The sequence below is a fragment of the Microbacterium sp. ABR10 genome (assembly GCF_057812175.1).
Genome location: NZ_CM173821.1, coordinates 2,592,809 through 2,617,501 on the forward strand (window position 1 = coordinate 2,592,809; position 24,693 = coordinate 2,617,501).

The window sequence follows — 24,693 nt, forward strand, 5'->3', positions numbered from 1 at the left end:
ATGAGCGAGATCCTCCACGCCTGGGCGGTCGCGCCCGCCGCGGTCGGCGCCTGCTGTCTGGCAGCCGACCGCGCGCGGGTGCGGCCGCCCGAGGTCGCGGCATCCGTGCTCATGCTGCTGGCGATGCTGGATGCGGCGGTGGCGGGCCTCGTCGCGCCGGTGTACTGGACGGTGGTCCTGCTCGCGGCCGCGCTGGCCCTCGCCATCTGGCGGCGGCCGCGTCAGAAGCGGGCACCGAGGGTGTCCGCGCTGATGACCGCGCACACCACCCTGGGGATGGTGGTGATGGCCGCGCTGCAGCTCGGCATGGGCGGGCCCGCCGCGTCCCACGCGCATGGTCCGGGGCTCGGACCCGTGCTCGCGGGCGCTGTGATCGGGTACGTCGGCTTGTCTCTTGCGGCCGTGCTGAAGATGCCGGCGCGGCTCGATCGGGCCCAGATCGCCGCGATGGCGGCATCCGTGGTCCTGATGGCGGTCGCGGCCGTGTGACCCCGGTCGCGCGGAGGCCACGGCAACGCTTCGGCCGCTCAACGCACGGCGTCGGCCGCGACGAGGGGAGGACCCGGGACGAGTGGAGGAAGCCGCCGCCGCATCCCTCCTCCCCGCACCCCCGTCCTCCGCCGGTCACGCGCCGGCGCGACACGACACGCAGCCGAGGAGAAACCGGGAACGGAGGACCGTGCCCACGGCAACCCTCCTCCGCTCCCGGAATCTCCTCCCGCGCGCCGAAGGGCGCGGCAGAGACCAGCGGAGGAACAGGAGCGGCGCCCCCACCAAGCGGTGACGCGCACGCGCCACGGAACGGGCGCGGCGGGCGTACGACGGTGCGACCGGGGGCGTCGCGCTCCCCGGTCGCACCGGTCTCGTTCGCGCCCGCGGGCGCCGGCGGTCAGCGCTTCAGCCGCAGCGTCACAAGCTGGAACGGACGCAGGTCGAGCTCGACGGCGCCGCCCGAGACGCTCGTCACCGCCGCGGCGTCGACCTCGCGCTCGAGCAGGTCGGTCTCCGTGACGCCCGACACGTCGAAGCCCGCCTCGAGGTGCGCCCGCGTCCGCTCGCCCAGCGCCTCGTACAGCCGCACGACCACGTCGCCCGAGCCGTCCTGCGCGAGCTTGACGGCCTCGACGACGACGCCGGGCACGTCGATCGCGACCAGAGGCGCGACCATGGTCTCGGCGGCATCCGTCACCACGCGCGTCGGCAGATTGGTGCGATAGCCCTCGGCGACCGCGTCGACCACGTCGGCTCCCACGACGATGCCGACCTCGAGGTGATGCGCGCCCTGATCCTGGCCCGGGTCGGGGAACATCGCCGAACGGATGATCGACAGCCGCACCAGGGAGTACGTGCCACCGGCCTCGCGTTCGTGGCGGGTGATGTCGTGTCCGTAGGTGGAGTCGTTCGTCACGGCGACGCCGAAGCCCGGCTCGGCCACGCGCACCCAGCGGTGCGCGGCGGTCTCGAAGCGCGCCGAGTCCCACGACGTGTTCGTGTGCGTCGGGCGCACGATGTGCCCGAACTGGATCTCGGATGCCGCCCGGTCGGTGTGCACGTCGACGGGAACGCCGAGCTTGAGCAGCTTCTGCCGCTCATGCCAGTCGACGTCGAGCGACAGGCGCACCGTGCGGGAGCCTTCGGCGAGAGCGATGCGCTGGCCGATCGTGGAGTCGCCGACGGTGCGCTCGACGACGATCGCGTCGCCGTCGACCCGCACGCTGTCGGCGGAGTCGAGAGGCGTCGCATGACGGCGGTAGGTCTCGTCGATGTCCCACGCGTCCCACTGGGTGGGGGTGTCACGGAACACCTCGAAGAGGCCGGCGGTCCGGCCCGCGGGAACGACCTCTCTCCCGGATGCCAGATCCACGAGCGAGACGATCAGCCCGCGGCCGTCGATCTCGGCGCGGACGATGCCGTTGTCGAGGACGAAACCCTCGCCCTCGACGCGCGGGGCGACGTCGGCCGCGGGGGTCGCCGGGGCGATCGCGAGGGCCGGAGCCCCGGCGCGGCGGTGCGGGGCCGCATTGGCGACGATCGCACGGTCACCCGTGCCGACGAGGGCGCGGAGACTGGCGGAGATGACCTGCTCGAGCTCGGCCGCGATCGCTTCGTAGTTGCGCTCGGCGTCCCGGTGCACCCAGGCGATCGAGGTGCCGGGCAGGATGTCGTGGAACTGCTGCAGCAAGACCAGACGCCACAGCCGCTGGAACGTCTCGGCCGGATAGGCCGCTCCCGTGCGCACGGTCGCCGTGGCCGCCCACAGCTCCGCCTCGCGCAGCAGGTGCTCGCTGCGACGGTTGCCCTGCTTGGTGCGCAGTTGGCTCGTGTAGGTGCCGCGGTGGAACTCGAGGTACAGCTCCCCCGCCCAGACGGCGGGATCGGCGTATTCGGCCTCGGCCGTCTCGAAGAACTCCCGCGGGGTGGAGTGCTTCACGATCGGGGCACCCTCGAGGGAGTGCGTGCGGGCGATCGTCGCGGTCATCTCTCGGGTGGGCCCGCCGCCGCCGTCGCCGAAGCCGTAGGGAAGCAGCGAGGTGCGGGCGCGGCCTTTGTCGGCGAAGTTGCGCTCGGCGTGCGCGAGGTCGGCCGCGGTCACCTCGGAGTTGTACTTGTCGACGGGCGGGAAGTGCGTGAAGATGCGCGAGCCGTCGATGCCCTCCCAGCGGAAGGTGTGGTGCGGGATGCGGTTGGTCTCGTTCCAGGAGATCTTCTGCGTGAGGAACCAGCGGGCACCCGCGGCCTTCATGATCTGCGGCAGGGCGCCGCTGTAGCCGAACGAGTCGGGCAGCCATACCTCTTCGGTGTCGATGCCGAACTCGTCGAGGAAGAACGTCTTGCCCTCCACGAACTGGCGGGCCATCGCCTCGCCGCCGACCATGTTGGTATCGGACTCGACCCACATGCCGCCCACGGGCACGAAGCGCCCCTCGGCGACGCGGGCCTTCAGCCGCTCCCAGAGGGCCGGGTAGTGCTCCTTCATCCACGCGAACTGCTGCGCCGAGGAGCTCGCGAAGACGAACCCGGGGTCTTCGTCCATGAGTGAGAGCACGTTGCTGAACGTGCGTGAGACCTTTCGGGCGGTCTCGCGCACGGGCCAGAGCCACGCGGAATCGATGTGGGCGTGACCGACCGCGTGCAGCACGTGGGCACTGGATGCCGCGGGCGCGGCCAGCAGAGGGGCCAGCACGTCGCGACCGGCCTGTGCCGTGCCGGCGACGTCGTGGGGATCGACTGCGTCGATCGCGGCATCCATCCCCTCGATCAGGGTCGCGCGGCGGGCGGAGGTCGCATCGAGCTCGGCGATCAGCCCGTGGAGCAGGCGGAAGTCCTGAAGCAGGTCCCACACCGCCATGTCGCGCAGGCCGATCGACATCTCGCGGAGCGTGTAGAGAGGCGCGTCGCCGGCGGTGGCGGGATCGCCCACCGCCGTGGGCTCGAACGTGAAGAGGCTGCCCACATCGGGGTTGGAGGCGGCCTCCACGAGCACGTCGACACGTCCCTCGGCGTCGATGGCCGCGGGGGTGGCGTTGTTGAAGGGTGAGATGCCCTTGATGGGGGCGCCCTCGCGGTTCCAGATCAGCGCCTCGCACTGGAAGCCGCTCTGGCCGGCCGTGAAGCCGAGGTCGACGACGAGCTCGGCGACCGTACCTTCGGGCAGGGCGCCGTCGGCGTCGCGCCAGTCGGCGGGGACCTCGCCGGAGACGGCGAACCACGTGGTCCCCCACGCCCGGCCCCACGGCGTTCCGATCGTGAAGGGGCGGTAATCGGCATCCCGAGCCTCGTCGAAGGGAACGGGCTCGCCGGGCGCCTCCCACGCGGAGACGGTCAGGGGACGGCGGGCGCGATAGACGGCCGGGGCGAGGCGCTCGCGGATGAAACGGTCGATGCGCATCTCGGTGAGCGCGGTGCGGTCATGCATGAAATGTTCCTTGTCTGGGGGGACGAGTCAGCCCTTGACCGCGCCGGCGAGAGCCGACGGGCCGCCGAGTCCGCGCTGCACGAGCACGTACAGGCCGAGGACGGGCAGGGAGTAGACGATCGAATAGGCCGCGAGCTGGCCGTAGGCCACCGCCCCGAACGACCCGAAGAAGTTGAAGATGCTGACGGCGGCCGGCTGGTAGTCGGGGCTGAGCAGCAGCACGAAGGGCACGAAGAAGTTCCCCCACGCCTGGATGAACGTGAAGATGAACACCACGGCGATCCCGGGACGCATGAGCGGCAGCACGATCTGCACGAGCGTGCGCAGGGAGCCCGCGCCGTCCATCCAGGCCGCGTGCTCGAGCTCGACGGGCACACCGTCCATGAAGTTCTTCATCATCCAGATCGCGATCGGCAGGGCGCTCGCGGTGAGGAAGAGGATCGTGCCCCCGATGGAGTCGATGAGGTTCAGCTGCACGAACAGGCTGTAGACCGGCACCATGATCGCGGTGATCGGAAGGCACGTGCCGAAGAGCACCGCATAGAGGAAGGGCTTGCCGACGCGCATCTTGTATCGCGACAGCGGGTACGCGGCCAGCGACGCGAGCACGACGGTGGCGACGGCCGTGCCGCCCGCGAGCAGCACGCTGTTCCACAGCGGCAGAAACAGCAGGTCGGGCTTCATCACGGCCGCGAAGTTGTCGAGCGTGACGACCTCGGGCATCTTGATCGCCAGCGTCGGCTGCGCGTCGAGCGACGCCGTGACGAGCCAGATGAGCGGGACGACGAACAGGATGCCGACGACGATCAGCAGCGTGTTGCTCAGCACGCTCAGCGCGCGCGTGCGCGGCGACGACAGAGACGCCTTGGTCTTCTTCGGGGCCCGCGAGACGGACCGGCTGCGACCCGTCACTTCGGGGAGTGTGGTGGTGGCACTCACGACGAGACCTCCTCGCGCAGCGCGCGGACGTAGAAGAACGAGAACACCGCACCGATGAGCAGCATGATCGTGGCGATGGCCGTGCCGTAGCCCAGCTCCCCGAATTTCAGACCCTGCTGGTAGGCGAGGATCGGCAGGGTCGTGCTCGCGTTGCCGGGGCCACCGCCGGTCATGACGAAGATCAGTGTGAAGACCGAGAGGGTCTGCAGGGTCACGATCATCGAGTTGGTGCCGATGGTGGAGCGGATCATGGGGATGGTGATGAAGATGAGGCGCTTGATGCCACTCGCGCCGTCGACCTCGGCGGCCTCGGTGATCTCGGGCGGCACGTCGGCGAGGGCCGCGGAGTAGACCATCATCGAGAACGCCGTGCCACGCCAGATGTTCGCGAAGATCACCATGAGCACGGGCATCGTGAACAACCAGCTCACCGGTTCCGCGCCGAAGAGGGCGAGGATGCCGTTGAGGGTGCCGTTATCGCGGAAGAACGCGTACGCGGCGAACGCCGCGACGATCTCGGGGAGCACCCACGCCGTGACGACGATGGTGCCGACGACCGCGGTGACGACGCGGTTGCCCGAGCGCATCATGAGCGCCAGGGCGAGGCCGAGCACGTTCTGCCCGATGACGGCGGAGAAGAACACGAAGACGATCGTGTTGATGACCGAGACGGGGAAGTCGGGGGCCTTGAAGAGCTGGGTGTAGTTGTCGAGTCCGATGAACTCGCTCGCGACGGCCGTCGAACCCGAGAGGGTGGCGTTGGTGAGCGAACCCCACAGCGACACGAGGATCGGTCCGAGCAGGAACACCGCGAGCAGAAGGGCTGCGGGGAGAAGGGGGAGCGCCCGGGCCGACGACCGGAGGCCGCGCGTCTTCACGCGCGACCCCCGGCCGGTTCCGGTCGCCCCGGTGGAAGCCAGGGCGGTCACGGTCAGCCCTTCTGGGTGTTCTCTTCGCCGACGATGCCGATGACGGCCTGGTCGTAGGCGGCGGCAGCGTCCGAGACGCTGGACTGACCGGTCATGACGGCCTCCATGGCGACCTGGATCTGGTTCGAGATCTTGTCGTAGTCCTCGGTCGCGGGACGGAAGTGCGTGGTGTCGACGAAGCTCGAGAAGGTCTCGAAGCTCGGGTTGGCGTCGAGGTACTCGCTGGACTCGGCGACGTCGGCGCGCACGGCGATCTGGCTGTTGTCGATGCCGTAGGCGGTGGCGTTGTCCTTGTTCACCGCGGTCGAGAGGAAGTCCCACGCGGCGTCGGCGTTCTTGGTGTTCTTGCCGATGGCGAGGGTCCAGCCACCCGACATGCTCGTCGAGCCGGGAGCCTGGCCGTCCTGGGTCGGCATGGCGGCGATGCCGAGGGCGTCGCTCCACTCGGGCCACGCGGCCGAACCGCCTTCGACCCACGCGGCAGACTGCCATGAGCCGTCGAGCGCCATCGCGAGCTTGCCCGAGGGCAGCCAGTCGGCGGTCACGCTGGTGAAGATGTTGGGGTCGAGAGCCTGCTGCAGCGACGGGCCGAGGCCGCCCTGGTAGACGTCGGAGACGAACTGCAGCGAGTCCTTGAAGCCCTGGCTGCCGACGACCCACTTCTTGCTGTCGGTGTCGTAGAGGGTGTCCTCGGTGCCGTAGAGCAGCATCTCGAGGCCCTGCATCGACGCTGCCTCACCGGCGGTCTTGCCCGAGTAGACGTTGAGCGGGATGACGTCTGGGTTCGACGCCTTGACCTTCTCGGCGGCGGAGAGCACATCGTCCCAGGTCTTCGGCTGCCACGGCACCGAGATGCCGGCGGCGCTGAAGATGGCCTTGTTGTACCAGAGGCCTCGGGTGTCGGTTCCGAGCGAGACGCCGTAGGTCTTGCCGTCGGGACCGAGGCCGGCCTGCTGGGCGCCCTCGGCGAACTGCGACCAGTCCTCCCATGAGGCCAGGTAGTCGTCGAGGGGCAGCAGGTAGCCGGCGGCCGCGTCGGACTGGATCTTGAACGTGTCTTCGTACTGCACGTCAGGAGCGGTGCTGGCCGACTTGTTCATCAGCGCGAGCTTCGTGTAGTAGTCGGCGCCCTCGGCCTGGATCGGGACGAGCTCGACGGTCATGCCCTCGTGCGCGGCCTCGTACTGCTCCTTCGCCGTCTCCATCAGCGTCTGCATCGCGTTGAAGGTCGCCGTGGTCTGGTAGGCCACTCGGATGGTCGTGCTGTCGCCCGCGTCGGCGCTGCCGCCGGAGCAGCCGGCCAGAGCCACGGTCAGGGCGGTGGCGGTCAGAAGACCGCTCGCCATCGTCAGTTTCTTCATGGAAGCTCCCTTGCTCGGGTGGAGACACCGCGTCGCCAGGAACTTTTATAAATCAAATGGACTAACTCGGCAAGTCCGCGTGTGGTCCTCTCGGTAACGATCCAGCCACGGACGCCTGTGAACCGCGGAAAAACGCCTCAGAGGGCGATCATCATGCGAGCGGGTCGCGCCGCGAACGCGCCGTCGAGCAGGAGACAGGCGGCGCCCACCGCGGCCACATCGAGGCCGACGAGAGAGCGGCGGACCACGATCGCCCGCGTCGAGGTCGACACCGGATCGCTGGCCACCCGGGCGGCCACCGTGTCACCGAGCACCCCGGCGAGACGCTCCCAGACCGGGCCGCCGAGCACGACCTCGTCGACGTCGAGGAGGTTGTTGGTCACTACGAGGGCGCGCGCGATCCGCTCCCCCGCGCGCTCCAGCACCTCCACCGCCCGCGAGTCGCCCCGGCGCGCACCGTCGACCAGGCGGTCGAGGTGGGGGCGCGTGTCCCCCGCGTCGCCCGGGTCGTACCCGGCTTCGGCGAGGAGCACGCGCGGCTCGATCGACACACCGAGGCACCCTCGCGACCCGCACGCGCATCGCGGTCCGTCGGGGTCGACGACGACGTGGGCGATGCCGCCGGCGTTGCCCGTACGCCCGCGCACCGGCGCACCGGCGATGGCCACGCCGAGCCCCACGCCGGCGCCGTAGTACAGGAACATCGCGTCGGCCAGCCGGTCGGAGCGGTCGAACCACATTTCACCGATCATCGCCGCGGTGACGTCCTTCTCGACGAGGACCGGCAGCCCGGTCACCGCGCCGAGGTCCTCGCGGACGTTGACGTTGTGCCACTGCGGCAGGAGGGGAGGGTCGAGCAGGCGCCCGCCCCGGGCGTCGAAGGGGCCGGGAGCGGCCACACCCACACCGAGCACGAGATCGCGGGAGATGCCCGCGCGCTCGACGATCGTGTCGACGGCAGCGCCCACGGCATCCACCAATTCGGCGGGGGTGGCGTGAGGTGTGCGCGGGATCTCGTCGTGCACGATGACCTCGCCCGCCATATCGACGACGACGATCGTGTCGACGACGGGGTCGAGGTGCACCCCCACCGCGAAGCGGGAGCGGGGGTCGAGCTTCAGCAGCGTCCGGGGCTTGCCGGGGCCCGAGATGACCTTGCCCGCCTCGACGATGAGCCCCTCGTCGGCGAGACGCCGGGTGACGTTGCTCAACGTCTGGGCGCTCAGACCTGTGCGGGCGGAGAGTTCCACCCGGCTGAGCCCCTCGGGCGAGCGGCGGATCAGGTCGAGCACCAGCGTCTGGTTGTACTCACCCACCGCGGGCAGGTTGGATCCCGTACGCATGGCCCCCGCCTTCGTTCGCCGGTCCGCGGCGCGGCCCTCGCCATTCAGGGTACGCCCGCCCTGCCGGGGCGCAGGGCTGCCCTGCGGGGCGCCGGGCCGCCTGCGGGGCGCCGTGCCGCCCTGCGGGGAGGAGGCTGCGCGTCAGGACTGCAGAGCGAGGGCGGCGGCCCCCAACAACGGGCCGTCGCCGTCGAGGCCGGAACCGACCACACGGCAGCGACGCGCGTACGCGTGCAACGACGCCGCCTGGGCTGCCTCGCGCACCTGATCGATGTAATCGGGCGCCACGTGCGAGAAACCGCCGGCGATGGCGACGGCCTCGAGGTCGCACAGGGTCGCGGCCGAGGCGATGGCCTGACCGACGGCGGTGGCCGAACGCGATACGGCCGCGAGGGCGATGGGGTCGCCGGCCGCGTGCGAGGCGGCGAGGTCGAGCCCCGTCTCGCCCTCCCAGCCCTGTGCGCGGGCCCACGCGACCGTGCCGGGGCCGGCGGCGACGGCCTCGAGAGTGGATGCCACGACTTCGTCGCCCTCGATCGTGCGCACGAAGATCTGACCCAGGTGCCCGGCGTTACCGCTCGCACCCGTGGTCGGCTGCCCGCCCATGACGAATCCGCCGCCCACGCCCGTCGACACCACGATCGCCATGGCGTCATCGCAGCCGACCAGGGCACCCCGCCAGTGCTCGGCGAGCGCGATGCACGTGCCGTCGAGGGCGAGATGGATCGGGCCGTCGACGAGGCCCGCGAGCACGTCATCGATGGCCAGGCCCGCGGCCAGCGGGAGGTTCAGCGGCGACACCGAGCGCGAGGGCAGGTCGACCGGGCCGGCGCTGCCGACGCCGATCGCGCCGACTCGGGCGTCGGGGGCGGCGGCAAGGGCTGCGATCGCGGCCTCCCGGACATGGCGCGCGACCTCGTCGCGGTCGGCCTTCCGCCCGGTCGTCCGCCGCGAGACGCTCTCGCGAACGACCTCGCCGTCGAGGGAGACGAGGGCCGCATCGACTTTGGTGCCGCCGATGTCGACGGCGAGCACGTGCGTGTAAGCGGGAAGGGACGGGGTGGCTTCGGACATTCGCGGGGCTCCTCGGGTGGACCAACGCTCCCCGATCCTAGGGGCCGGTGCATACGCCGAGTGACGCCTGAACGTCCTGCGCAATCGAGCCCCGGTGCCCGCAGCGCGGGTTACGATCAGGTCACGGTTGCAAGGGGGCGCCTCTACCCGCGACACACCTCTGCCCCGCGAGACAAGGGATGCCATGGACGAGACGGTCACGCCCGAAGCGGCATCGCGGCTGCGCCGCAGCGATTCCGCCCCCGCCCGAGGGGTGCTGGACGCCCCGCTCGACGCGGACGAGTTCGCCCGCCTGACCGGGAAGATCCTCGCCTCGGTGGGGCAGGTCATCGACGGCAAGCCGCACGCCGTGCGCAGCGCCCTCATCGCCCTCCTCGCCGAGGGACACCTGCTCATCGAAGACGTGCCGGGAGTCGGCAAGACGATGCTCGCCCGGGCGCTGGCGGCCACGATCGACGCCGACGTGCGTCGCATCCAGTTCACCCCCGATCTCCTGCCGGGTGACATCACCGGCGTATCGGTGTTCAATCCGGTGCAGCGGCACTTCGAGTTCACGCCCGGCGCGGTGTTCGCCCACATCGTCATCGCAGACGAGATCAACCGCTCCTCCCCTAAGACGCAGTCGTCGCTGCTCGAGGCGATGGAAGAGCGCCAGGTGACCGTCGACGGACGCACGCACGTGCTCCCCTCGCCGTTCCTCGTCGTCGCGACCCAGAACCCGTTCGAGATGGAGGGCACCTACGCCCTCCCCGAGGCGCAGCGCGACCGGTTCCTCATGCGCATCTCGATGGGGTACCCGGATGCCGCGGCCGAAGCGCTCATGCTCCGCCAGCGCGACGCGGTCAACCCGCTCGACGGCCTGACCCCGGTCGCCTCGGCACGAGAGGTCACCGCGATGATCGCCTGGGCGCGCGGCGTGCACCTCGCCCCCGCGCTCGAGGAGTACGTCGTCGCCCTCGCGCAGGCCACGCGCAGCCACCCCGACATCCGTCTCGGCGCGAGCCCGCGCGCGACCCTGCAGCTCGTGCGCGCGGCGAAGGTGCGCGCCGCGCTCGACGCCCGCTCGTATGTGATCCCCGACGACATCACCGAGCTGCTGTCGCCGGTTTTCGCGCACCGCCTGATCCCGAACCGGTCCGCCGCGGGCGGGCGAGCCGGGGCCGCCGTCGTGGTCGAGGCGCTCGAGCGTATCGCCGCGAGCGTGCGGGTGCCCCTCGCGCCGCGTCCGTGAGGTCGGTGGTGCGACGCCGGTGGCCCTTCACCCTGCGCGGGACGGGGGCGCTGCTGCTCGCGGCCGCGGCGTTCATGATCGCCGAACGAGCCGGCATCCCGGAGCTGCTGTATTTCGCGACCCTGCTGACAGCCCTCCTGGTGGCCGCGGCGATCGCCCTCCTGCTCACGCGCGGTGGGGGCGCCGTCACCCGCGTCGTCTCCCCCGACGTCCCCGAGGTCGGCGGCACCGCGACGGTGACCGTGCGAGCGGGGATGCGCAGCGCCCTGCCGAGCGGCCCGGGCCGGTGGTCCGATGCTCTTCCCCCGGGCCTCGCGGGCCGCGCTGAGGGCACCTCTCCGGCCACCGGGTCGGCACTGTCGGGCACCGGCGCCTCCGTGCAGGTGCGCTACGACATGGTCGGCGTGACGCGTGGCATCCATGCTCTGGGGCCCCTCGAGGTGACGACCACCGATCCGTTCGGACTGCTGCGGCGACGCCTCGCTCTGGGACGCACGACGCCCGTGACGGTCGCGCCCGCCATCGTCGACCTCGCCCCGCTTCCCCGCGCCTCGGGCGAGGCCGGTGGCGGCCGGCAGACGACGACGCTGCAGCTGGGGCAGGGGTCTGACAACCTCGTCGCGCGCCCGTACGCCCCGGGTGACTCGATGCGCCGCATCCACTGGCGCGCGACCGCTCACCGCGACACCCTCATGGTGCGCCAGGAGGAGCAGGAATCGAGCCCGGCGGCCACGGTGGTGCTCGACCGCGCGCTCTCGCGATGGACCCCGCTCGCAGCGAGCGCCCCGGGCGCCGATGAGGCCTTCGAGACGGCGGTGACGGCCTGCGTCTCGGTCATCGCGCGCCTCGTGCACGAGGGGTACACCGTCGACGTCGTCGACAGCGACGGCAGTCTGCTGATCGATCCGGTTGAGGGCGGCGACGACGGAGAAGCGCGGGCCGCAGCGGCCGGTTTCGCCACCCTGCGCGCTCGTACCGACGATCCCGCACGCCGCGTGGTGCCGGCATCCGCCGCCGCCCTGACGGGTCCCGTCGTGGTGATCACGGGCACGCTCGAACCCGACGACCGCACCGCACTGGGGGCCGTGGCCCACCACTCGGCGCTGCCGGTGCTGCTCGTGGTCGCCGAGCGGGCAGAGATCGAGGGCCTGCGGGCCGGAGGATGGAAGGCCGCCGTCCTGTGGCCCGGGGGCGACGTGGCTGCGGCGTGGGACGACGCGATGGAAGAGGGGTACGCCCGTGTCGACAGCTGACGTCACGGTGCTGCGCACCCCGCGACGGCGGCGCGACGCGATGCTTCTGACCATCGGACTGTTCGCCGCGATCGCGAGTGCCCTGCTACCGGTGTTCTCGGTCATCGCCCCGGGGCCGTGGGTCGCGGGGGCCGTGTTCGTCACGGCCGCCGTCCTCGGGGCGGGACTGCTCGTACGCGTCGGACGACTGCCGGCGGTGCTCGCGAGCGTCATCGAGGTCGCGGTGGGCATCGTGCTGCTGACGGCGATCTTCGGCCGCTCCACCGCCCTGCTCGGGGTCATCCCCACCCCGGCGACGTTGGCGTCGGTGCCCGACCTGCTGGCCGCGGCGTCGGAGGAGATCCGTGTCGGTGTCGCGCCGGTGGACGCGCAGACGGGTCTGTCGTTCCTGTTGGTCGGCGCCATCGCCGGCCTCGCGGTGGTGCTCGACCACGTCGTGCTGACCGCCCGGATGCCGCTGCTGGCCGGTGTCGGCCTGGTCGCGGTGTCGTTGATCCCCACGATCGCCATCCCCTCCGACATCGACATCGCGGGATTCGTGCTGCTGGCGGCGGCGCTGCTGTTCCTGCTGCGCATCGACACGCGCGCCCGCGCGGCGACCGCGTCGTCGCGATCGGAGTCCCCGCGCGTGCGGGGTGTCTCGGCGACCGCTCTGGGCGTCGCCGCCGTCGCCGTGATCGTCGCGGTGGTCGCCACCCCGCTCCTGCCCCAACCGGATCTGCGCTTCGCGACCGGGGGCAGCGGCGGCATCGGCACGACCATCAACCCCAACCTCGAGCTCGGCAACGACCTGCGTCAACCGCGCGAGGTCGAGGTGCTCTCCGTGCGCACGACGGCACCCACGGCTCCGTACCTCCGAGCGGTGACCCTCTCGCGCTTCGACGGCGCCGTGTGGCAACCCGACAGCTCCGACACCGTGCCCGTTCAGGCCGAGGGCGCCGTATTCGACCCGGTCGCCGTCGCCGAGGGCGTGACCGTCGAGGACTACGACACCACGGTGACCGTCGACCAGCTCGACAGTCCGTGGCTGCCGGTGCCCTACCCCGCCTCCACCGTGACCGGACTCACCGGGGACTGGCTCGGGATGCCGCAGAACCGCACGGTCGTCACGCGCGCGGGGTCCACCCGCGAGCAGGTCTACGAGGTGCAGGCCGACGTGCCGCGGCCGACGCTCGAGCAGATCCGCTCGAGCGCGGTGGGGGGACCCGGTCTCGACCCGTCGCTGACGTCGTTGCCGGACGACGTGCCCGCCGTCATCGGTGACACCGCGCGCGAGGTCACCGCGGGCGCGCAGTCCCCCTACGACCAACTGCTGGCATTGCAGACGTGGTTCCGCAGCAGCGAGTTCCGCTACTCGCTCGACGCCCCCGTCGAGTCGGGCTTCGACGGCGCGGGAGTGGATGCCGTCGCCGACTTCCTCGAGGTGCGCGCGGGCTATTGCGTGCACTACGCCTCCGCCTTCGCCGTGATGGCCCGCTCGCTCGGCATCCCCGCGCGCATCGTCATCGGCTACCTCCCGGGAACCGCGTCGAGCACCGCGCAACAGGGCGGCACCGAGTACACGGTGAGCTCCAGCCAGTTGCACGCGTGGCCCGAGGTGTCGTTCGAGGGCATCGGATGGGTGCCCTTCGAACCCACCAACAGCCTCGGCGTGCCGACGAACTTCGCGTCCGGATCGGGTTCGGGCGGATCGGGGACGACCGACACCCCCGAGCAGGATGCCGCCTCCCCCGACGCGCAGCCCTCGACGGCGCCGTCGCAGGCCGGGCGCCCCGACCTGGGCGAGCAGGACGGCCCCGGCGTCTCCGCCGGACAACGGTCGTCGACGACGTGGGTCGCGCCGACTCTGGTCGCCCTCGCGTTCGCGCTGCTGGTGTTCGCACCCTCGGTCGTGCGGGTGTTGCGGCGTCGTCGCCGGCTCACGGCCGCCGGCGCGGGCGACCCCGTCTCGGCGTGGCGGGCCCTGCAGGAGGAGGCGGTGGACCTCGGCATCCCGGCCTCCGGAGCCGAGTCGCCCCGCGCCTTCGCCGCGCGTCTGACGAGCGATCACGGCGTCGACGCCGACGACGTCGGTGTGCTGCGTTCGGCGGTGGAACGCGTCAGCTACGCCGAAGACGCCGTGGACCCCGCGAGCGGACCCGCCCTGGTCGCCGCGGTCGACCGAATCCGCGTTCGTCTGCGAGCGGATGCCTCACGGACGCGGCGCCTGGTGGCGAGCCTGTTCCCGCGCTCGCTCGTCGTGCGCCCGGGTGCGGTCGAGGCGGAGCGCGAGACCGTCGGCAGCTGACGGCGCTGGGCCCGCCGAGAGGAGGGTAATCGGCATCCGGGGCGGGGCGCCAAGGGAAAGGCGATGAGCCCCACCCCCTGCGGGGTGAGGCTCATCGGGTGGCGGAAGTGACAGGATTTGAACCTGCGAGGCGAGTTACCCCGCCTACATGGATTCCAGCCATGCTCCTTAGGCCGCTCGGACACACTTCCAACAGGAGAGCTTACACGGCGACGGACCGTTACCCCGCCGCAGCCGGGACCGCGTCGTCAGACGGGATCGACCGATCCGAGGCCGGCCACGATGCCCCGCACGTCTTCGGGATCGAAGGCGTCGTCCGACGCGGCGAGCTCCGCCGGCGTGAACCAGCGCACGTCGACGATGTCGTCCTGCTCACTGGCGGTCCAGGCATCCCGGGCGATCTCGAAGCGCGAGGTGCGCAGCACGAAGTACACCGCCGTACGGCGCTCGTACTCCTCGGCCGGGGGGAGCTCGATGTCGCGGAAGGCGACCGGCTCGCCCACGCCATCCACCCGGAGACCCGTCTCCTCGTGCAGTTCGCGCACGGCAGCGGTCGCGGCATCCTCTCCGGGGTCGATGCCCCCGCCGACCGTCAGCCAGCGCGCGGGACGCACGCGGCGGCCCCAGTGCTGCTTCATCAGCAGAAGCGCCCCGTCCTCGTCGAAGACGAGGACTCGGGCCGTTCTGCGGGTCTTCGGCTCGCTCGCCGTCGTGTCGTCGCTCACGTCAGAAGTCTTGCAGAGCGCGTGCGGGGACGCGCCGAGGAGCTGCCCGGATGCCACGGTCGCGCCCGGGACGGGAGGAGAACCCGCGACGGGAGGACCGAGCGACTCCGCGGCATCCTCCCCTGGCCGGGTCTCCTCCTGGGCGGTACGCGTGCCGGCACGGTCCGGCCCGGGACACGGCCAGCCGCACGGGCTCAACCGCGCAGGCGCTCCTCGAGCCCGGCGCGAACCGCCGGCCATGGCCGGTACACGGCCAGCCGCACGGGGTCAGCCGCGCAGGCGGTCCTCGAGCCCGGCGCGAACCGCCGGCCACTCCTCGCGCAGGATCGAGAAGTACAGCGTGTCGCCGACGCTGCCGTCGGACGCGATGCGGTGGTGGCGCAACCGCCCCTCGGGCGTGGCCCCGAGACGCTCGATGGCCCGGGCGCTCCGCGCATTGCGCGCGTCGCAGCGAAGCGCCACGCGGTTCAGACCCCACGCGTCGAAGGCCTGCCCCAGCAGCAGCATCTTCGCCGCCGGGTTCGTCCTCCCGCCCTGGAAGGCGCGGCCGTACCACGTCGTCCCGACCTCGACCCGCCCCTGCGTCGGCGCGAAGTCGTAGAACGTGGTCGACCCGCGGATGCCGCCGGTCTCGGCATCCCGCACCGTGAACGCGAACATTCCCGGCGTCTCGCGCTGCTGCGCGACGCGGTCGGCATAGACCCGCGCCGAGTCGGGCCACGACGTCGTCATCCCGGCCCAGATCGCGGCGTCGGTGAGCGCCCACGCCTCGGCGGCGTCATCGGGATGCGCGGGGGTGAGACGGATGCCGTGGCCCTCGAGCACGAGGTCGTGGGCGGTCACCGCGCCTCCAGTTGCGCGACGAACTCGTCGGCGGCGTCGAGCTTGCGGCGCAGATCATCGCGGCGCGTGACGGCTTCGTCGCGGATGTCGGTCAGGCGGGCGGCGAGGACCGCATCGGAGGGGTCGGCGTCGAGCCCGTCGACGACGGCGAGCAGTTCGCCCATCTGCTCGAGCGAGTACCCCAGCGGCTTCATCCGGCGAATGAGCAGCAGCCGCGACTCGTCGTCGGGGGTGTAGAGCCGGAATCCGCCGTCGCTGCGCGCAGAGGGCCGCAGCAGGCCGATCTCGTCGTAGTGGCGGAGCGTGCGGATCGACAGCCCGGTGCGCTCGGCGAGTTCGCCGATCTGCATCGGTCGGTGGGCGGTCATGGCATCCCCCGTTCCGCAACCCTCTCGTTACGGTAGAGTTCGTAGCGGTCGCGATCGCGACCCCCCTATTCTTCCCCGTGCCGACGCGGGTTCCCTCCCACCTCTCGGAGCATCCTCATGACCGACGTCCTCGCGCGCCCGCGGCCGGAACCCACCGTGCTGCAGGCCCTGCGCTCCCCCCGCCTGCTCACCCGCGAGGTCCTCGCGGGTCTCGTCGTCGCCATCGCCCTCATCCCCGAGGCGATCGCCTTCTCGATCATCGCCGGGGTCGACCCGCGGCTCGGTCTGTTCTCGTCGTTCGTGATGGCCGTCGCGATCGCCTTCCTCGGCGGACGGCCCGCCATGATCTCGGCCGCGACCGGGGCGATCGCCCTGGTCATCGCCCCCGTCGCCCGCGAGCACGGGGTCGACTACCTTCTCGCCACCGTCATCCTCGGCGGCCTCCTGCAGGTGGTCCTGGGGCTGCTGGGCGTCGCAAAGCTCATGCGCTACATCCCCCGCAGCGTCATGGTCGGCTTCGTCAACGCGCTCGCGATCCTCATCTTCACCGCCCAGGTGCCGCAGCTCATCGGCGTGCCCTGGGCGGTCTACCCGATCGCCGCGGCGGGGCTCCTGATCATGTATCTGCTCCCCCGCCTCACCAAGGCGGTGCCGGCGCCGCTCGTCGCCATCGTGCTGCTGACGGGCGCGGCCGTGGTGTTCGGCATCTCGGTGCCGACGGTGGGCGATCAGGGCGCGCTGCCCGAGAGCCTGCCGGCGCTCCTGATCCCGAACGTGCCCTTCACCCTCGACACCCTCGCGATCATCTTCCCGTTCGCGGTGGCGATGGCCATCGTGGGGCTGCTGGAGTCGCTGATGACCGCGGCGCTCGTTGACGACATCACCGACACCCCCTCCTCGAAGACGCGGGAGTCGCTCGGTCAGGGCGCGGCCAACGTACTGTCGGGTCTCTTCGGAGGGATGGGCGGCTGCGCGATGATCGGCCAGACCATGATCAACGTCAAGGCCTCGGGCGCCCGCACCCGCATCTCGACCTTCCTCGCCGGCGTCTTCCTGCTCGTGCTCGTGCTGGTGTTCGGTGACATCGTGGCCATCATCCCGATGGCGGTGCTCGTCGCCGTGATGATCGTCGTCTCGGTCGCGACCTTTGACTGGCACAGCATCCGTCCGTCGACGCTGCGCCGGATGCCGCTGAGCGAGACCGTCGTGATGGTGCTGACGGTGGCGGTCACGGTCTGGACCCACAACCTCGCGATCGGGGTCGGTGTCGGCGTGATCGCCGCGGCGGTACTGTTCGCCCGGCGCGTGGCGAACCTGACCACCGTGACGCGCACGGTCGAGGCCGACACCGCCCGCTATGTCGTCGAGGGCGCACTGTTCTTCGCCTCGAGCAACGACCTCACCACGAAGTTCGCGTACCACCACGACCCGGGGCGGGTGGTCATCGACCTGACGCGCTCGCACGTGTGGGACGCCTCGACGGTGGCGGCACTGGATGCCGTGCAGACGAAGTACGCGCATCTCGGCACCACCGTGGAGCTCGAGGGTATGAACGCCGCCGCTCGGCGGTTCCACGGGCGCCTCACCGGGGGGCTCGGCGCGGGCCACTGACCGCGGCCACCCACGGGTGTCGCGGAGCCCGTCGAGAGGACCGGTACCGGACGCGTCGGTGACGGGAGGAGATACCGGGACGGGAGGATGCCGACACCCGGCAGCACCCTCCGCTCACCGGATCCCCTCCGCTCCGCCCCGCCGCACCCGTTCCGAGCCGGGGCGGCGGCCGATGTCAGGAGCGCAGCGTGGTGGAGGGCGTTTCGCCGAACTCGCCGCGGTACATCGCGGCGAAGCGTCCGAGGTTCGAAAAGCCCCAGCGCGCGGCGATGGCGGCGACCGTCTCGACCGACGGGTCCGCGCTGCGCAGTTCCGCGCGCGCGGCGTCGAGGCGCACCCGGCGCAGGTACTGCATCGGCGTGCGGCCGGTCGCCGCGCGGAAGGCGTACTGCAGTCCCCGAGGAGACAGCCGCGCCGCCTGGGCGATGTCGGCCAGCACGACGGGCTCGGCGGCATGCGCCTCCACGTAGGCCTTGGCACGACGCACCGGGGCGGGCAGCGGGCGCGACGGACGGCCCGCGGCGAGCGCATCGGTGAAGGTGGTGGGGAAGGCGAGAAGCGACGCCTCGAGCATGAGGGTGCGGGCCTGCTGCTCGATGATCGGGGTGCGCTCGGGCGAGCGAAGCAGCACGTCGCGGGTGTACTCCCACGTGCGCGTCCAGTAGCGCAGCCGCTGCTCGTTGACCGGCGCATGCCCGGTTGCCCGCACACGCAGCGTGTCGTCGCCGGAGAGCCGGCGTGCGGCCTCGTCGAAGTCCGATCGGGCGAACGACACGGCGGTGCCGGCGATACGACCGGCGAACGTGAACTCGATCGGGCGATCGACCACCATGAACGGCACCGCGGTGTCGATGCGTTCGCGCCGGTACGTCCCCGTCACCCGGGGACCGGCGAGACGTCCGACCACGACCTGGTCGAGCGGGTCGGACTCGACCAACATCGTGGAGCCCATCGTCCAGTCGCAGAATCCGAAACCCGGCTCGGAGGCGGCATGCCAGGCGAGCGCCGGCTGGATGGCCTCGGCTCGCGCGATTCGCGCACCGGGGACGATCGTCTGCCATAGGTGCTCGACGGTCTCAGCGTCGCGGGTTTCGATGTTGGTGTGCTCCACGAGTGTTTCCTAAATCGTCCGAGAATGTGCGGCAAGACCATTGCGTCGTCCGACGCGAGGACATATGGGAACGCTCTCACGCGGTCGGCGAAGCGGCCCGCGATCGACATCGATGCCCCCGCACCCGCACTCCACCGTAACCTTTGAAATGGCTGTGGTGCGCATTCGGCATATGTGGCCGCAACGCGCGCCATTCCGTCCGCCAGGCGCATTGTCCGTCCGCCGTCTTCGCGCGCACGGCGAGGAGGAGAAGGCTCCGTAAGCCGTGAGAGCGGCACGGACCGTGTCGTCGTCGTTACCCGGCGTGGGTGGTCGCGCGAGCTTTTCGGCGCGGCTCCCGTGACCCCGCGCAGACACGCTCGGCGCCCGCCATAATGAGGGGGGTTGCCCGTCAGGGCCCGCTCTCGAAGGGATGCCGATGCCGTTTCGCACCATGACGACGCTGCAGTCCTGGGTCGATGATTTCCGCGCCCTCGGATACGACGACGCCGACATTCTGCGCGTCATTCCGCAGGACGTCGGAGAAGGCGAAGACGCGGGCTTGATCGCGGCTCGTCTGCGCAGCGTGTCGACGACGTTCTACGTCGCACCTGGCGCGGCCGAGGGGTCGACGGAGTGGTCTGTTACCTTCGAACCGCGCGAAGACGCCGCGCCCCTTCCCGCGGGGCGTGTGATGGCGCTGTCGGGTGAGCTCGCGACGCTCGCGGCACTGTGCTCCTTCCTGCAGGCGCGGTCCGAGGCGTTCCTCGCCGCACGCGGCGCCTGAGGACGCCCGTGCGCTGACGCGCTGACGACCCGTCGGTGCTGCCCGCCGGAGCAAGCGACGAGGCGGTACCGTGCGGCGACGACGGCCTGGTCCACAGGCCGGTCCGGACTCCCACCGATCGAGATCCGGCGGCTCAGCCCGCAACCGTGGCGACGATGCGCTCGATCAGCTGCGCCATCCGTCGCGCCTCGGCCGGATCCACCGCGGCGATCGCGGACTCGATATCGGCGTCGAACGCCCGCAGTGACGACCATGGCGGCGCGTCGAGGTCGACGGTCGCGGTGATGTGGTTGACGCGACGGTCGTCGTCGTCGAGGTCGCGACGCACCGCGCCGCGCTGAACGAGACGATCGATGAGGGTCGTCACCCCCGCCGACGTGATGCCGAGGTGGTCGCGCACGTGGGAGGGCCGGGCTCCCGGATTCTCCGCGACGAAGAGCAGAGCGCGCGCGTCGAGCTCGTTCAACCCCAGTGCGCGACGCGCCTCGGCCGCGGCCGTTCGTCGCGCTTCGTCGTAGGCCAGCAGGGATCGACCGAGTGCCGACCCGGTCACGGGCGACGAGGAGGTCTCGGATGAGGTCTGCACGACCCACGATCGTACCCAGTTCGTACAAGTACGCGCGCGTCTTCCGTTCCGCGCGTCGCAAGCGGGAGCGGTCGGTGAACGGACCGACACCACGTCGGGCGGTGCAGAGACGCCATGCGGACGCGGGGCCAGGGCGAAACGGCCGCTCCGTCCCGTATCCCAGACCGCGCGCACGCACGAGGACGCGACCACCTCGCGATGCCCCGCGCCGCTTCGCGCAGGGGCCGCTTCGCGAACGGGCCTCTGCGCAGCTCGCCGCCGATGTCAAGCGGGCCGCGGGCGGCCTCATCCGGGGATATGACTATGACCAACAGCGCCCCGCGACAAGACGGGGACTCGACCCGTCGGGAGACGGGCGGACATCCCGTCGGGAGACGGGAGCGAGGAGAACACCATGATCTACGGACAGCACGGCGGACAGCAGGCACGCTCCGGGTGGAGCACCGCCATGTCGGCCGCCATGGGCAGCGGCATCGTCCCGCGTTCGACCGAAGAGCCCGGGGAGCGCACCACGGCGCGCTGGCCCTGGTCGCGCATGCGCGACGCGGGCACGGCGACGGAGGCAGCGCCCCGCGCCTGAACACCGCAGGCCCCATCCCCGGCGCGTCGACTCCCACCCCCGCGGAGTCGGCGCGTCGGCTCGTTATGGGGAGGCATCGAGCGCGGCTCCGGCGGGTGTCGACGTCTCGCCCCGCGTGTTGTCCCTCGCGGCGACCGTCCGCGGGCGTGCGGCCCGCCCATCGGTCCGTGCGTCTATCCGCGGAGAGCGGCGACGATGCGCGAGCGCGCGGCTGCGCCTGCCCGAGTGGGAAGGAGCGGGAAGTCATGCACGGCGCCTGCGCGTTCGAGGGAGGTGACCTCGACTCCGGCCGCCCGGGCCTTCTCCACGAGGAGGCGGGCGTCGGGGTTCAGGATGTCTCGCGTGCCCGATGCGATGAGCAGGGGGCCGAGGGCGTGCAGATCACCGAAGAGCGGGCTGACGACGGGGTCCGTGAGGGGGAGGTCGCCCGCCCACTTCGCCGCGAGGACGCGGCAGCCGTCGACGCCCAGCCAGGGATCGCTGGGCAGGACGTCCGGGATGCGGGGATTCGAGATCGTGAGGTCGAGGGCCGGAGCGATGAGGACCGTGCGGATTCCCGCGATGCCGGCGTCGCGAAGCGCGAGTGCGGCCGAGAGCGCGATCTGACCCCCGGCCGAGTCCCCGGCGAGGTGCACGAACGGGCCCGATCGCCGCAGCGCCGTGTGCAGACGGAGCATCAGCGCGTTCGCCTCCTGTGCGTCGCCGTACGGGAGCAGGCGCCAGATCGGCACGGTCACGGTGACCCGCGCCTCGGCAGCGATCTGGAAGATCAGGGCCCAGTGCTGTGATCGGATGGTATTGATCCACCCTCCGCCGTGGGCGTAGATGACGTGCCCCGAGGAACCCCCCGACCTGGGCGACACGGTGTACACCGGTGTCGCTCCGTCGCGATCGACGGTGATCGAGACGTCGGATCGCACCCGTGCGGGCGGGCCGTAGGCAGCCGGCCGCAGAGCTCGCTCACGGATGGCGTCGTGAGCACCCTGGACGGTCCGGAACGGCCTGTTGGCGTGAGTGAGGCGCAGAAGCGCGGGGAAGATCGCCTCGGGAAGGTACATCGGCCGTCTCCTTCATCGGGGGTGCCATGGTCCACCCCTGGGCGTGCGAGGGGTGCGAGCGTGCGCTGATTGTGTCAGACCATCGCGCGGATCACCCGTCAGCTCGTCCAGGCGCCGTGCGGCGCGGTCGGTCGACCGGGGCGGGAGCGCGCAGCCGGTAACCACGTGCGCGGGCGTTCATTCGATGGTCGCCCAGGCGTAACCCACGACCCGGGTCGGACCCTTCAGCATGGGACGACCGCGACCGCGGTGCTGGCATCCCGACCCGGAGGCGACCCGATGACCCGACCCGTCCGTGTGCTGTCGCTGTACGAGGGCTTCTTCGCCGGTGGAGCGCGCATCCTGCACTCCGACGTCGTGGCGGGTCTGACCCGCGACGGGTCGCAGCAGCATCGCGTGCTGTCGCTGACCTCGGCCGCGCGCCGCGACGCTTCCCTGCAGCTCGCTCGTGACGACGGTCGCTTCCGCCGCCTTCGCACCGCGGGCGTGCGGATCGACACGTTCGATCGCGTCGCCGGGGATCGTCCCCTCGCACCCGAGGACTTCACGGCCGCCGAGTTGGCCCGCGCGGCGTCGCTCTTCTCCGAGGCCGACGTGGTGCTCTCGCTCAAGGAGCAGCCCCTGAGCCTCGTCGTCGCGCTGCAGCGTGCGGGTCTGCTGCCCGACCGCCCGATCGCGGCGTGCCTGCACCGCTCCGACCCGACCCACTCGGGCCCGGCTCTCGGATGGCTGGCCGATTCGGCCGCGTCCGGTGCGGTGACGGCGACGATCGCGTGCGCCGAGTCCACCTCGGACGCCTACGCACGCGCCGGGGTCGCCGCCGCGACCTCGTGGGTCATCGACAACGGCATCGACACCCGCCGTTTCCGTCCGGGGACACGCGCCGAACGCGCTCGCATCCGTGCCGGCCTCGGCATCCCGGAGGCGGCGCCCCTGATCGTCCTGGCCGCGCGGTTCGACGCGATGAAGGACCCGGGTCTGTTCCTGCGGACCGTCGCCCAACACGCGCGGCGCACCCCCGACGCGCACTACGTCGTGTGCGGGGCGGGCATGACGTCCGACAACCCCGCCTTCCTCGCACTGCGGGCCGAGAGCGGTGTGGGGCCGGAGGTACCCGTCCACGCCCTGGGCCTGCGCGAAGACGTGCCCGAGCTGTACCGCGCCGCCGACATCGTCGCCCTCACCAGTGCGTACGGTGAGGCCTCGCCCCTGTGCCTCGTCGAGGGTGCGGCATCCGGAGCCGTGCCGGTGACCACCGATGTCGGCGACGCCGCGCGCGTCGTCGCGGGCTTCGGTGTGGTGACCGCGCGCGACGAAGCGGCGATCGTCGCGGCGTGGGACGACGTGCTGGAGCGGCGGACGATGCTGCGCGCGGCAGCGCTCGCCGCGCGTGGGCGTCTCGACCGGCGCCGCATGATCGACGACTACCGCGGGGCGATCACGGGCCTGCTCCAGCCCGCGGCCCTGGCCGCCTGAACCCGGCACCCCCGGCGCAGCGGCGGCGTCACGGGGTGGGCGCGTTGATACGCCGGATGCCGCGGCCCGCCACCGCGGTGCAGAGCGCGCACACGACCGCCGTCGCCCCGAGCAGTACCCACATCGGCGCGAACGCGCTGAGGGCCGCCAGCGCCGCCGGCAGGAGGAACCCCAGATACGTCAGCGAGTAGTACGCCGCCGTGATGCCCGCAAGATCCTGAGGTTTCGCAAGCGTCTGGGTCGTGGACAGGCCGAAGACCATCGCGAGCCCGTAGCCGGCGCCGAAGACGGGCGCGGCGGCGAGCACGATCCACACCTGCTGCGAAGACGCGGCGACGAGCAGCAGGAGCGCACCCGTGGCGATGAGGGACCCTCCGACGAGGCCCATTCGTCCGCGCAAAAGCGCTGCGAGGTGACCGGAGAAGAACTGCGTCACCCAGCCGACGCCGAGCGTCATGACCGTCACGACGGTGGCGAAGCCGACGGTGAACCCGGGGATGCGTCCACTCACCAGGCTCGGACCGACCGCGAACGACAGCGCCGGCGCCGCGAACACCCAGGGAGCGAGCGGGAGGACGACCCTCAAGAACGTCGATCGTGCCGGTCGGGGCACGCGGAGGTTGCCGAACAGCCGCGTCACGCCGGGGTCGAACGGACGGGTCTCGGACGCCCGCAGCACGAAGAGAACCGCGACGACGCACGCGGCGATCTGCACGAGGTAGGGCAGCACCGCGGGCCAGGGGGCCCATTGGGCGAGGGCCCCGCCGATGCCGGCGCCGCCCCCGAAGCCGATGGTGAGCATGCCCGCCGCGCGCCGGGCGCCCGCGGTGGAGCGACCCTCCGCGATGGACAACTCCTTGATCCACGACGTGCCGACGACCATGCCGGCCGCGACGCTGAGGCCGCAGATGAAGCGTCCGACGCAGAGCCCCGCGAAGCTCGCGCTGGAGCAGGCGAGCACGATGCTTCCGACGACGCCGAGCGCCAGACCCGCCAGCAGCACCGGTCGCCGACCGTACCGGTCGGACCAGGCACCCGACAGGGCGAACCCGGGGATGATTCCGACGACATAGGCACCGAGCAGGATGTCGACCTGCACCTGAGAGAACCCCTGCACGAGCCGGTAATACTGCATGAGGGGCAGGAAGTGGTTTCCACCCCAGCCGAGGACGATGAGCGCCGGGGCGACGAGCAGCCACGACCGGGCGGGGCGGACGTCAGTCACGGGGCCTCTCA

General features: G+C 71.5%; 21 protein-coding genes and 1 tRNA gene. 8 read left to right on the forward strand and 14 right to left on the reverse strand.

Annotated elements, in window-relative coordinates; genetic code table 11:
* Complete coding sequence (locus tag ACXKZF_RS11985; protein ID WP_243224174.1) at positions 1-489, forward strand: hypothetical protein; 489 nt, start codon at positions 1-3, stop codon at positions 487-489.
* Between the two features lie 400 nt (positions 490-889).
* Here the strand turns inward: ACXKZF_RS11985 and ACXKZF_RS11990 are convergent, their stop codons facing one another.
* From ACXKZF_RS11990 to ACXKZF_RS12015, 6 genes are all read right to left on the reverse strand, one after another.
* Positions 890-3,916: an alpha-mannosidase gene (locus ACXKZF_RS11990; RefSeq protein WP_488984338.1), complete on the reverse strand. Its 3,027-nt coding sequence runs from the start codon at positions 3,914-3,916 to the stop codon at positions 890-892.
* A 27-nt stretch (positions 3,917-3,943) separates the two neighbouring features.
* Positions 3,944-4,855 carry a carbohydrate ABC transporter permease gene (locus ACXKZF_RS11995; protein WP_374108669.1) on the reverse strand — a complete coding sequence of 304 codons (912 nt, stop codon included), beginning with the start codon at positions 4,853-4,855 and terminating at the stop codon, positions 3,944-3,946.
* Positions 4,852-5,784, reverse strand: coding sequence for a carbohydrate ABC transporter permease (locus ACXKZF_RS12000; RefSeq protein WP_055956318.1), 933 nt, complete (start codon positions 5,782-5,784; stop codon positions 4,852-4,854). The genes ACXKZF_RS11995 and ACXKZF_RS12000 overlap by 4 nt, the downstream gene beginning before the upstream one ends.
* 2 nt (positions 5,785-5,786) lie before the next feature.
* Entirely contained in the window at positions 5,787-7,145 is a 1,359-nt protein-coding gene (locus ACXKZF_RS12005; protein WP_055956316.1) for an extracellular solute-binding protein, read from the reverse strand.
* A 137-nt stretch (positions 7,146-7,282) separates the two neighbouring features.
* Complete coding sequence (locus ACXKZF_RS12010) at positions 7,283-8,488, reverse strand: ROK family transcriptional regulator (protein WP_055956313.1); 1,206 nt, start codon at positions 8,486-8,488, stop codon at positions 7,283-7,285.
* A gap of 141 nt (positions 8,489-8,629) precedes the next feature.
* Positions 8,630-9,562, reverse strand: a complete 933-nt coding sequence (locus ACXKZF_RS12015) for an ROK family protein (protein WP_488984339.1) — start codon at positions 9,560-9,562, stop codon at positions 8,630-8,632.
* Positions 9,563-9,746: 184 nt separating this feature from the next.
* Between ACXKZF_RS12015 and ACXKZF_RS12020 the strand changes: the two genes are divergently transcribed.
* From ACXKZF_RS12020 to ACXKZF_RS12030, 3 genes are read left to right on the forward strand one after another with little or no spacing between them, the layout of a single operon-like run.
* On the forward strand, positions 9,747-10,793 hold the full coding sequence (locus tag ACXKZF_RS12020; protein WP_243224171.1) for an AAA family ATPase: 1,047 nt from the start codon (positions 9,747-9,749) through the stop codon (positions 10,791-10,793).
* The gene (locus ACXKZF_RS12025) at positions 10,790-12,046 is read left to right on the forward strand and encodes a DUF58 domain-containing protein (RefSeq protein WP_235561270.1); all 1,257 of its coding nucleotides are present in this window, start codon (positions 10,790-10,792) and stop codon (positions 12,044-12,046) included. Before ACXKZF_RS12020 ends, ACXKZF_RS12025 begins: the two co-directional genes overlap by 4 nt.
* Entirely contained in the window at positions 12,033-14,333 is a 2,301-nt protein-coding gene (locus ACXKZF_RS12030; RefSeq protein ID WP_488984340.1) for a transglutaminase TgpA family protein, read from the forward strand. Before ACXKZF_RS12025 ends, ACXKZF_RS12030 begins: the two co-directional genes overlap by 14 nt.
* Positions 14,334-14,432: 99 nt before the next feature.
* On the opposite strand, the gene ACXKZF_RS12035 is transcribed toward ACXKZF_RS12030, so the two are convergent.
* The 4 genes from ACXKZF_RS12035 to ACXKZF_RS12050 form a co-directional block, all read right to left on the reverse strand.
* Positions 14,433-14,524: transfer RNA gene (locus ACXKZF_RS12035), tRNA-Ser, on the reverse strand.
* A gap of 57 nt (positions 14,525-14,581) precedes the next feature.
* Positions 14,582-15,058, reverse strand: a complete 477-nt coding sequence (locus ACXKZF_RS12040; RefSeq protein WP_488984341.1) for an NUDIX hydrolase — start codon at positions 15,056-15,058, stop codon at positions 14,582-14,584.
* A 267-nt stretch (positions 15,059-15,325) separates the two neighbouring features.
* Entirely contained in the window at positions 15,326-15,901 is a 576-nt protein-coding gene (locus ACXKZF_RS12045; RefSeq protein WP_488984342.1) for a GNAT family N-acetyltransferase, read from the reverse strand.
* Positions 15,898-16,269, reverse strand: a complete 372-nt coding sequence (locus ACXKZF_RS12050; protein ID WP_055956302.1) for a MerR family transcriptional regulator — start codon at positions 16,267-16,269, stop codon at positions 15,898-15,900. Before ACXKZF_RS12050 ends, ACXKZF_RS12045 begins: the two co-directional genes overlap by 4 nt.
* A gap of 117 nt (positions 16,270-16,386) precedes the next feature.
* Between ACXKZF_RS12050 and ACXKZF_RS12055 the strand changes: the two genes are divergently transcribed.
* On the forward strand, positions 16,387-17,880 hold the full coding sequence (locus tag ACXKZF_RS12055) for a SulP family inorganic anion transporter (RefSeq protein ID WP_488984343.1): 1,494 nt from the start codon (positions 16,387-16,389) through the stop codon (positions 17,878-17,880).
* A 175-nt stretch (positions 17,881-18,055) separates the two neighbouring features.
* Here ACXKZF_RS12055 and ACXKZF_RS12060 read toward each other — a convergent pair whose 3' ends face one another.
* Entirely contained in the window at positions 18,056-18,991 is a 936-nt protein-coding gene (locus ACXKZF_RS12060) for an AraC family transcriptional regulator (RefSeq protein WP_488984344.1), read from the reverse strand.
* A gap of 418 nt (positions 18,992-19,409) precedes the next feature.
* On the opposite strand from ACXKZF_RS12060, the gene ACXKZF_RS12065 reads away from it, so the two are divergent.
* A complete protein-coding gene (locus ACXKZF_RS12065; RefSeq protein WP_243224163.1) occupies positions 19,410-19,757 on the forward strand; it encodes a hypothetical protein in 348 nt (115 codons plus the stop codon).
* A gap of 133 nt (positions 19,758-19,890) precedes the next feature.
* On the opposite strand, the gene ACXKZF_RS12070 is transcribed toward ACXKZF_RS12065, so the two are convergent.
* Complete coding sequence (locus tag ACXKZF_RS12070; RefSeq protein WP_055956287.1) at positions 19,891-20,343, reverse strand: MarR family transcriptional regulator; 453 nt, start codon at positions 20,341-20,343, stop codon at positions 19,891-19,893.
* A 394-nt stretch (positions 20,344-20,737) separates the two neighbouring features.
* On the opposite strand from ACXKZF_RS12070, the gene ACXKZF_RS12075 reads away from it, so the two are divergent.
* The gene (locus ACXKZF_RS12075; protein ID WP_243224162.1) at positions 20,738-20,923 is read left to right on the forward strand and encodes a hypothetical protein; all 186 of its coding nucleotides are present in this window, start codon (positions 20,738-20,740) and stop codon (positions 20,921-20,923) included.
* Positions 20,924-21,096: 173 nt separating this feature from the next.
* Here ACXKZF_RS12075 and ACXKZF_RS12080 read toward each other — a convergent pair whose 3' ends face one another.
* Positions 21,097-21,981: an alpha/beta hydrolase fold domain-containing protein gene (locus ACXKZF_RS12080; RefSeq protein ID WP_243224161.1), complete on the reverse strand. Its 885-nt coding sequence runs from the start codon at positions 21,979-21,981 to the stop codon at positions 21,097-21,099.
* A gap of 279 nt (positions 21,982-22,260) precedes the next feature.
* Between ACXKZF_RS12080 and ACXKZF_RS12085 the strand changes: the two genes are divergently transcribed.
* Entirely contained in the window at positions 22,261-23,457 is a 1,197-nt protein-coding gene (locus ACXKZF_RS12085) for a glycosyltransferase (RefSeq protein WP_055956279.1), read from the forward strand.
* 28 nt (positions 23,458-23,485) lie between these two features.
* Here ACXKZF_RS12085 and ACXKZF_RS12090 read toward each other — a convergent pair whose 3' ends face one another.
* Complete coding sequence (locus ACXKZF_RS12090; protein WP_055956276.1) at positions 23,486-24,682, reverse strand: MFS transporter; 1,197 nt, start codon at positions 24,680-24,682, stop codon at positions 23,486-23,488.
* Positions 24,683-24,693: the final 11 nt, after the last annotated feature.

Coding starts and splice junctions, on each gene's coding strand:
- ACXKZF_RS11985 (WP_243224174.1), top strand. CDS start 1: ATGAGCGAGATCCTCCACGCCTGGGCGGTCGCGCCCGCCGCGGTCGGC.
- ACXKZF_RS11990 (WP_488984338.1), bottom strand. CDS start 3,916: ATGCATGACCGCACCGCGCTCACCGAGATGCGCATCGACCGTTTCATC.
- ACXKZF_RS12005 (WP_055956316.1), bottom strand. CDS start 7,145: ATGAAGAAACTGACGATGGCGAGCGGTCTTCTGACCGCCACCGCCCTG.
- ACXKZF_RS12010 (WP_055956313.1), bottom strand. CDS start 8,488: ATGCGTACGGGATCCAACCTGCCCGCGGTGGGTGAGTACAACCAGACG.
- ACXKZF_RS12015 (WP_488984339.1), bottom strand. CDS start 9,562: ATGTCCGAAGCCACCCCGTCCCTTCCCGCTTACACGCACGTGCTCGCC.
- ACXKZF_RS12020 (WP_243224171.1), top strand. CDS start 9,747: ATGGACGAGACGGTCACGCCCGAAGCGGCATCGCGGCTGCGCCGCAGC.
- ACXKZF_RS12050 (WP_055956302.1), bottom strand. CDS start 16,269: ATGACCGCCCACCGACCGATGCAGATCGGCGAACTCGCCGAGCGCACC.
- ACXKZF_RS12055 (WP_488984343.1), top strand. CDS start 16,387: ATGACCGACGTCCTCGCGCGCCCGCGGCCGGAACCCACCGTGCTGCAG.
- ACXKZF_RS12065 (WP_243224163.1), top strand. CDS start 19,410: ATGCCGTTTCGCACCATGACGACGCTGCAGTCCTGGGTCGATGATTTC.
- ACXKZF_RS12075 (WP_243224162.1), top strand. CDS start 20,738: ATGATCTACGGACAGCACGGCGGACAGCAGGCACGCTCCGGGTGGAGC.
- ACXKZF_RS12080 (WP_243224161.1), bottom strand. CDS start 21,981: ATGTACCTTCCCGAGGCGATCTTCCCCGCGCTTCTGCGCCTCACTCAC.
- ACXKZF_RS12085 (WP_055956279.1), top strand. CDS start 22,261: ATGACCCGACCCGTCCGTGTGCTGTCGCTGTACGAGGGCTTCTTCGCC.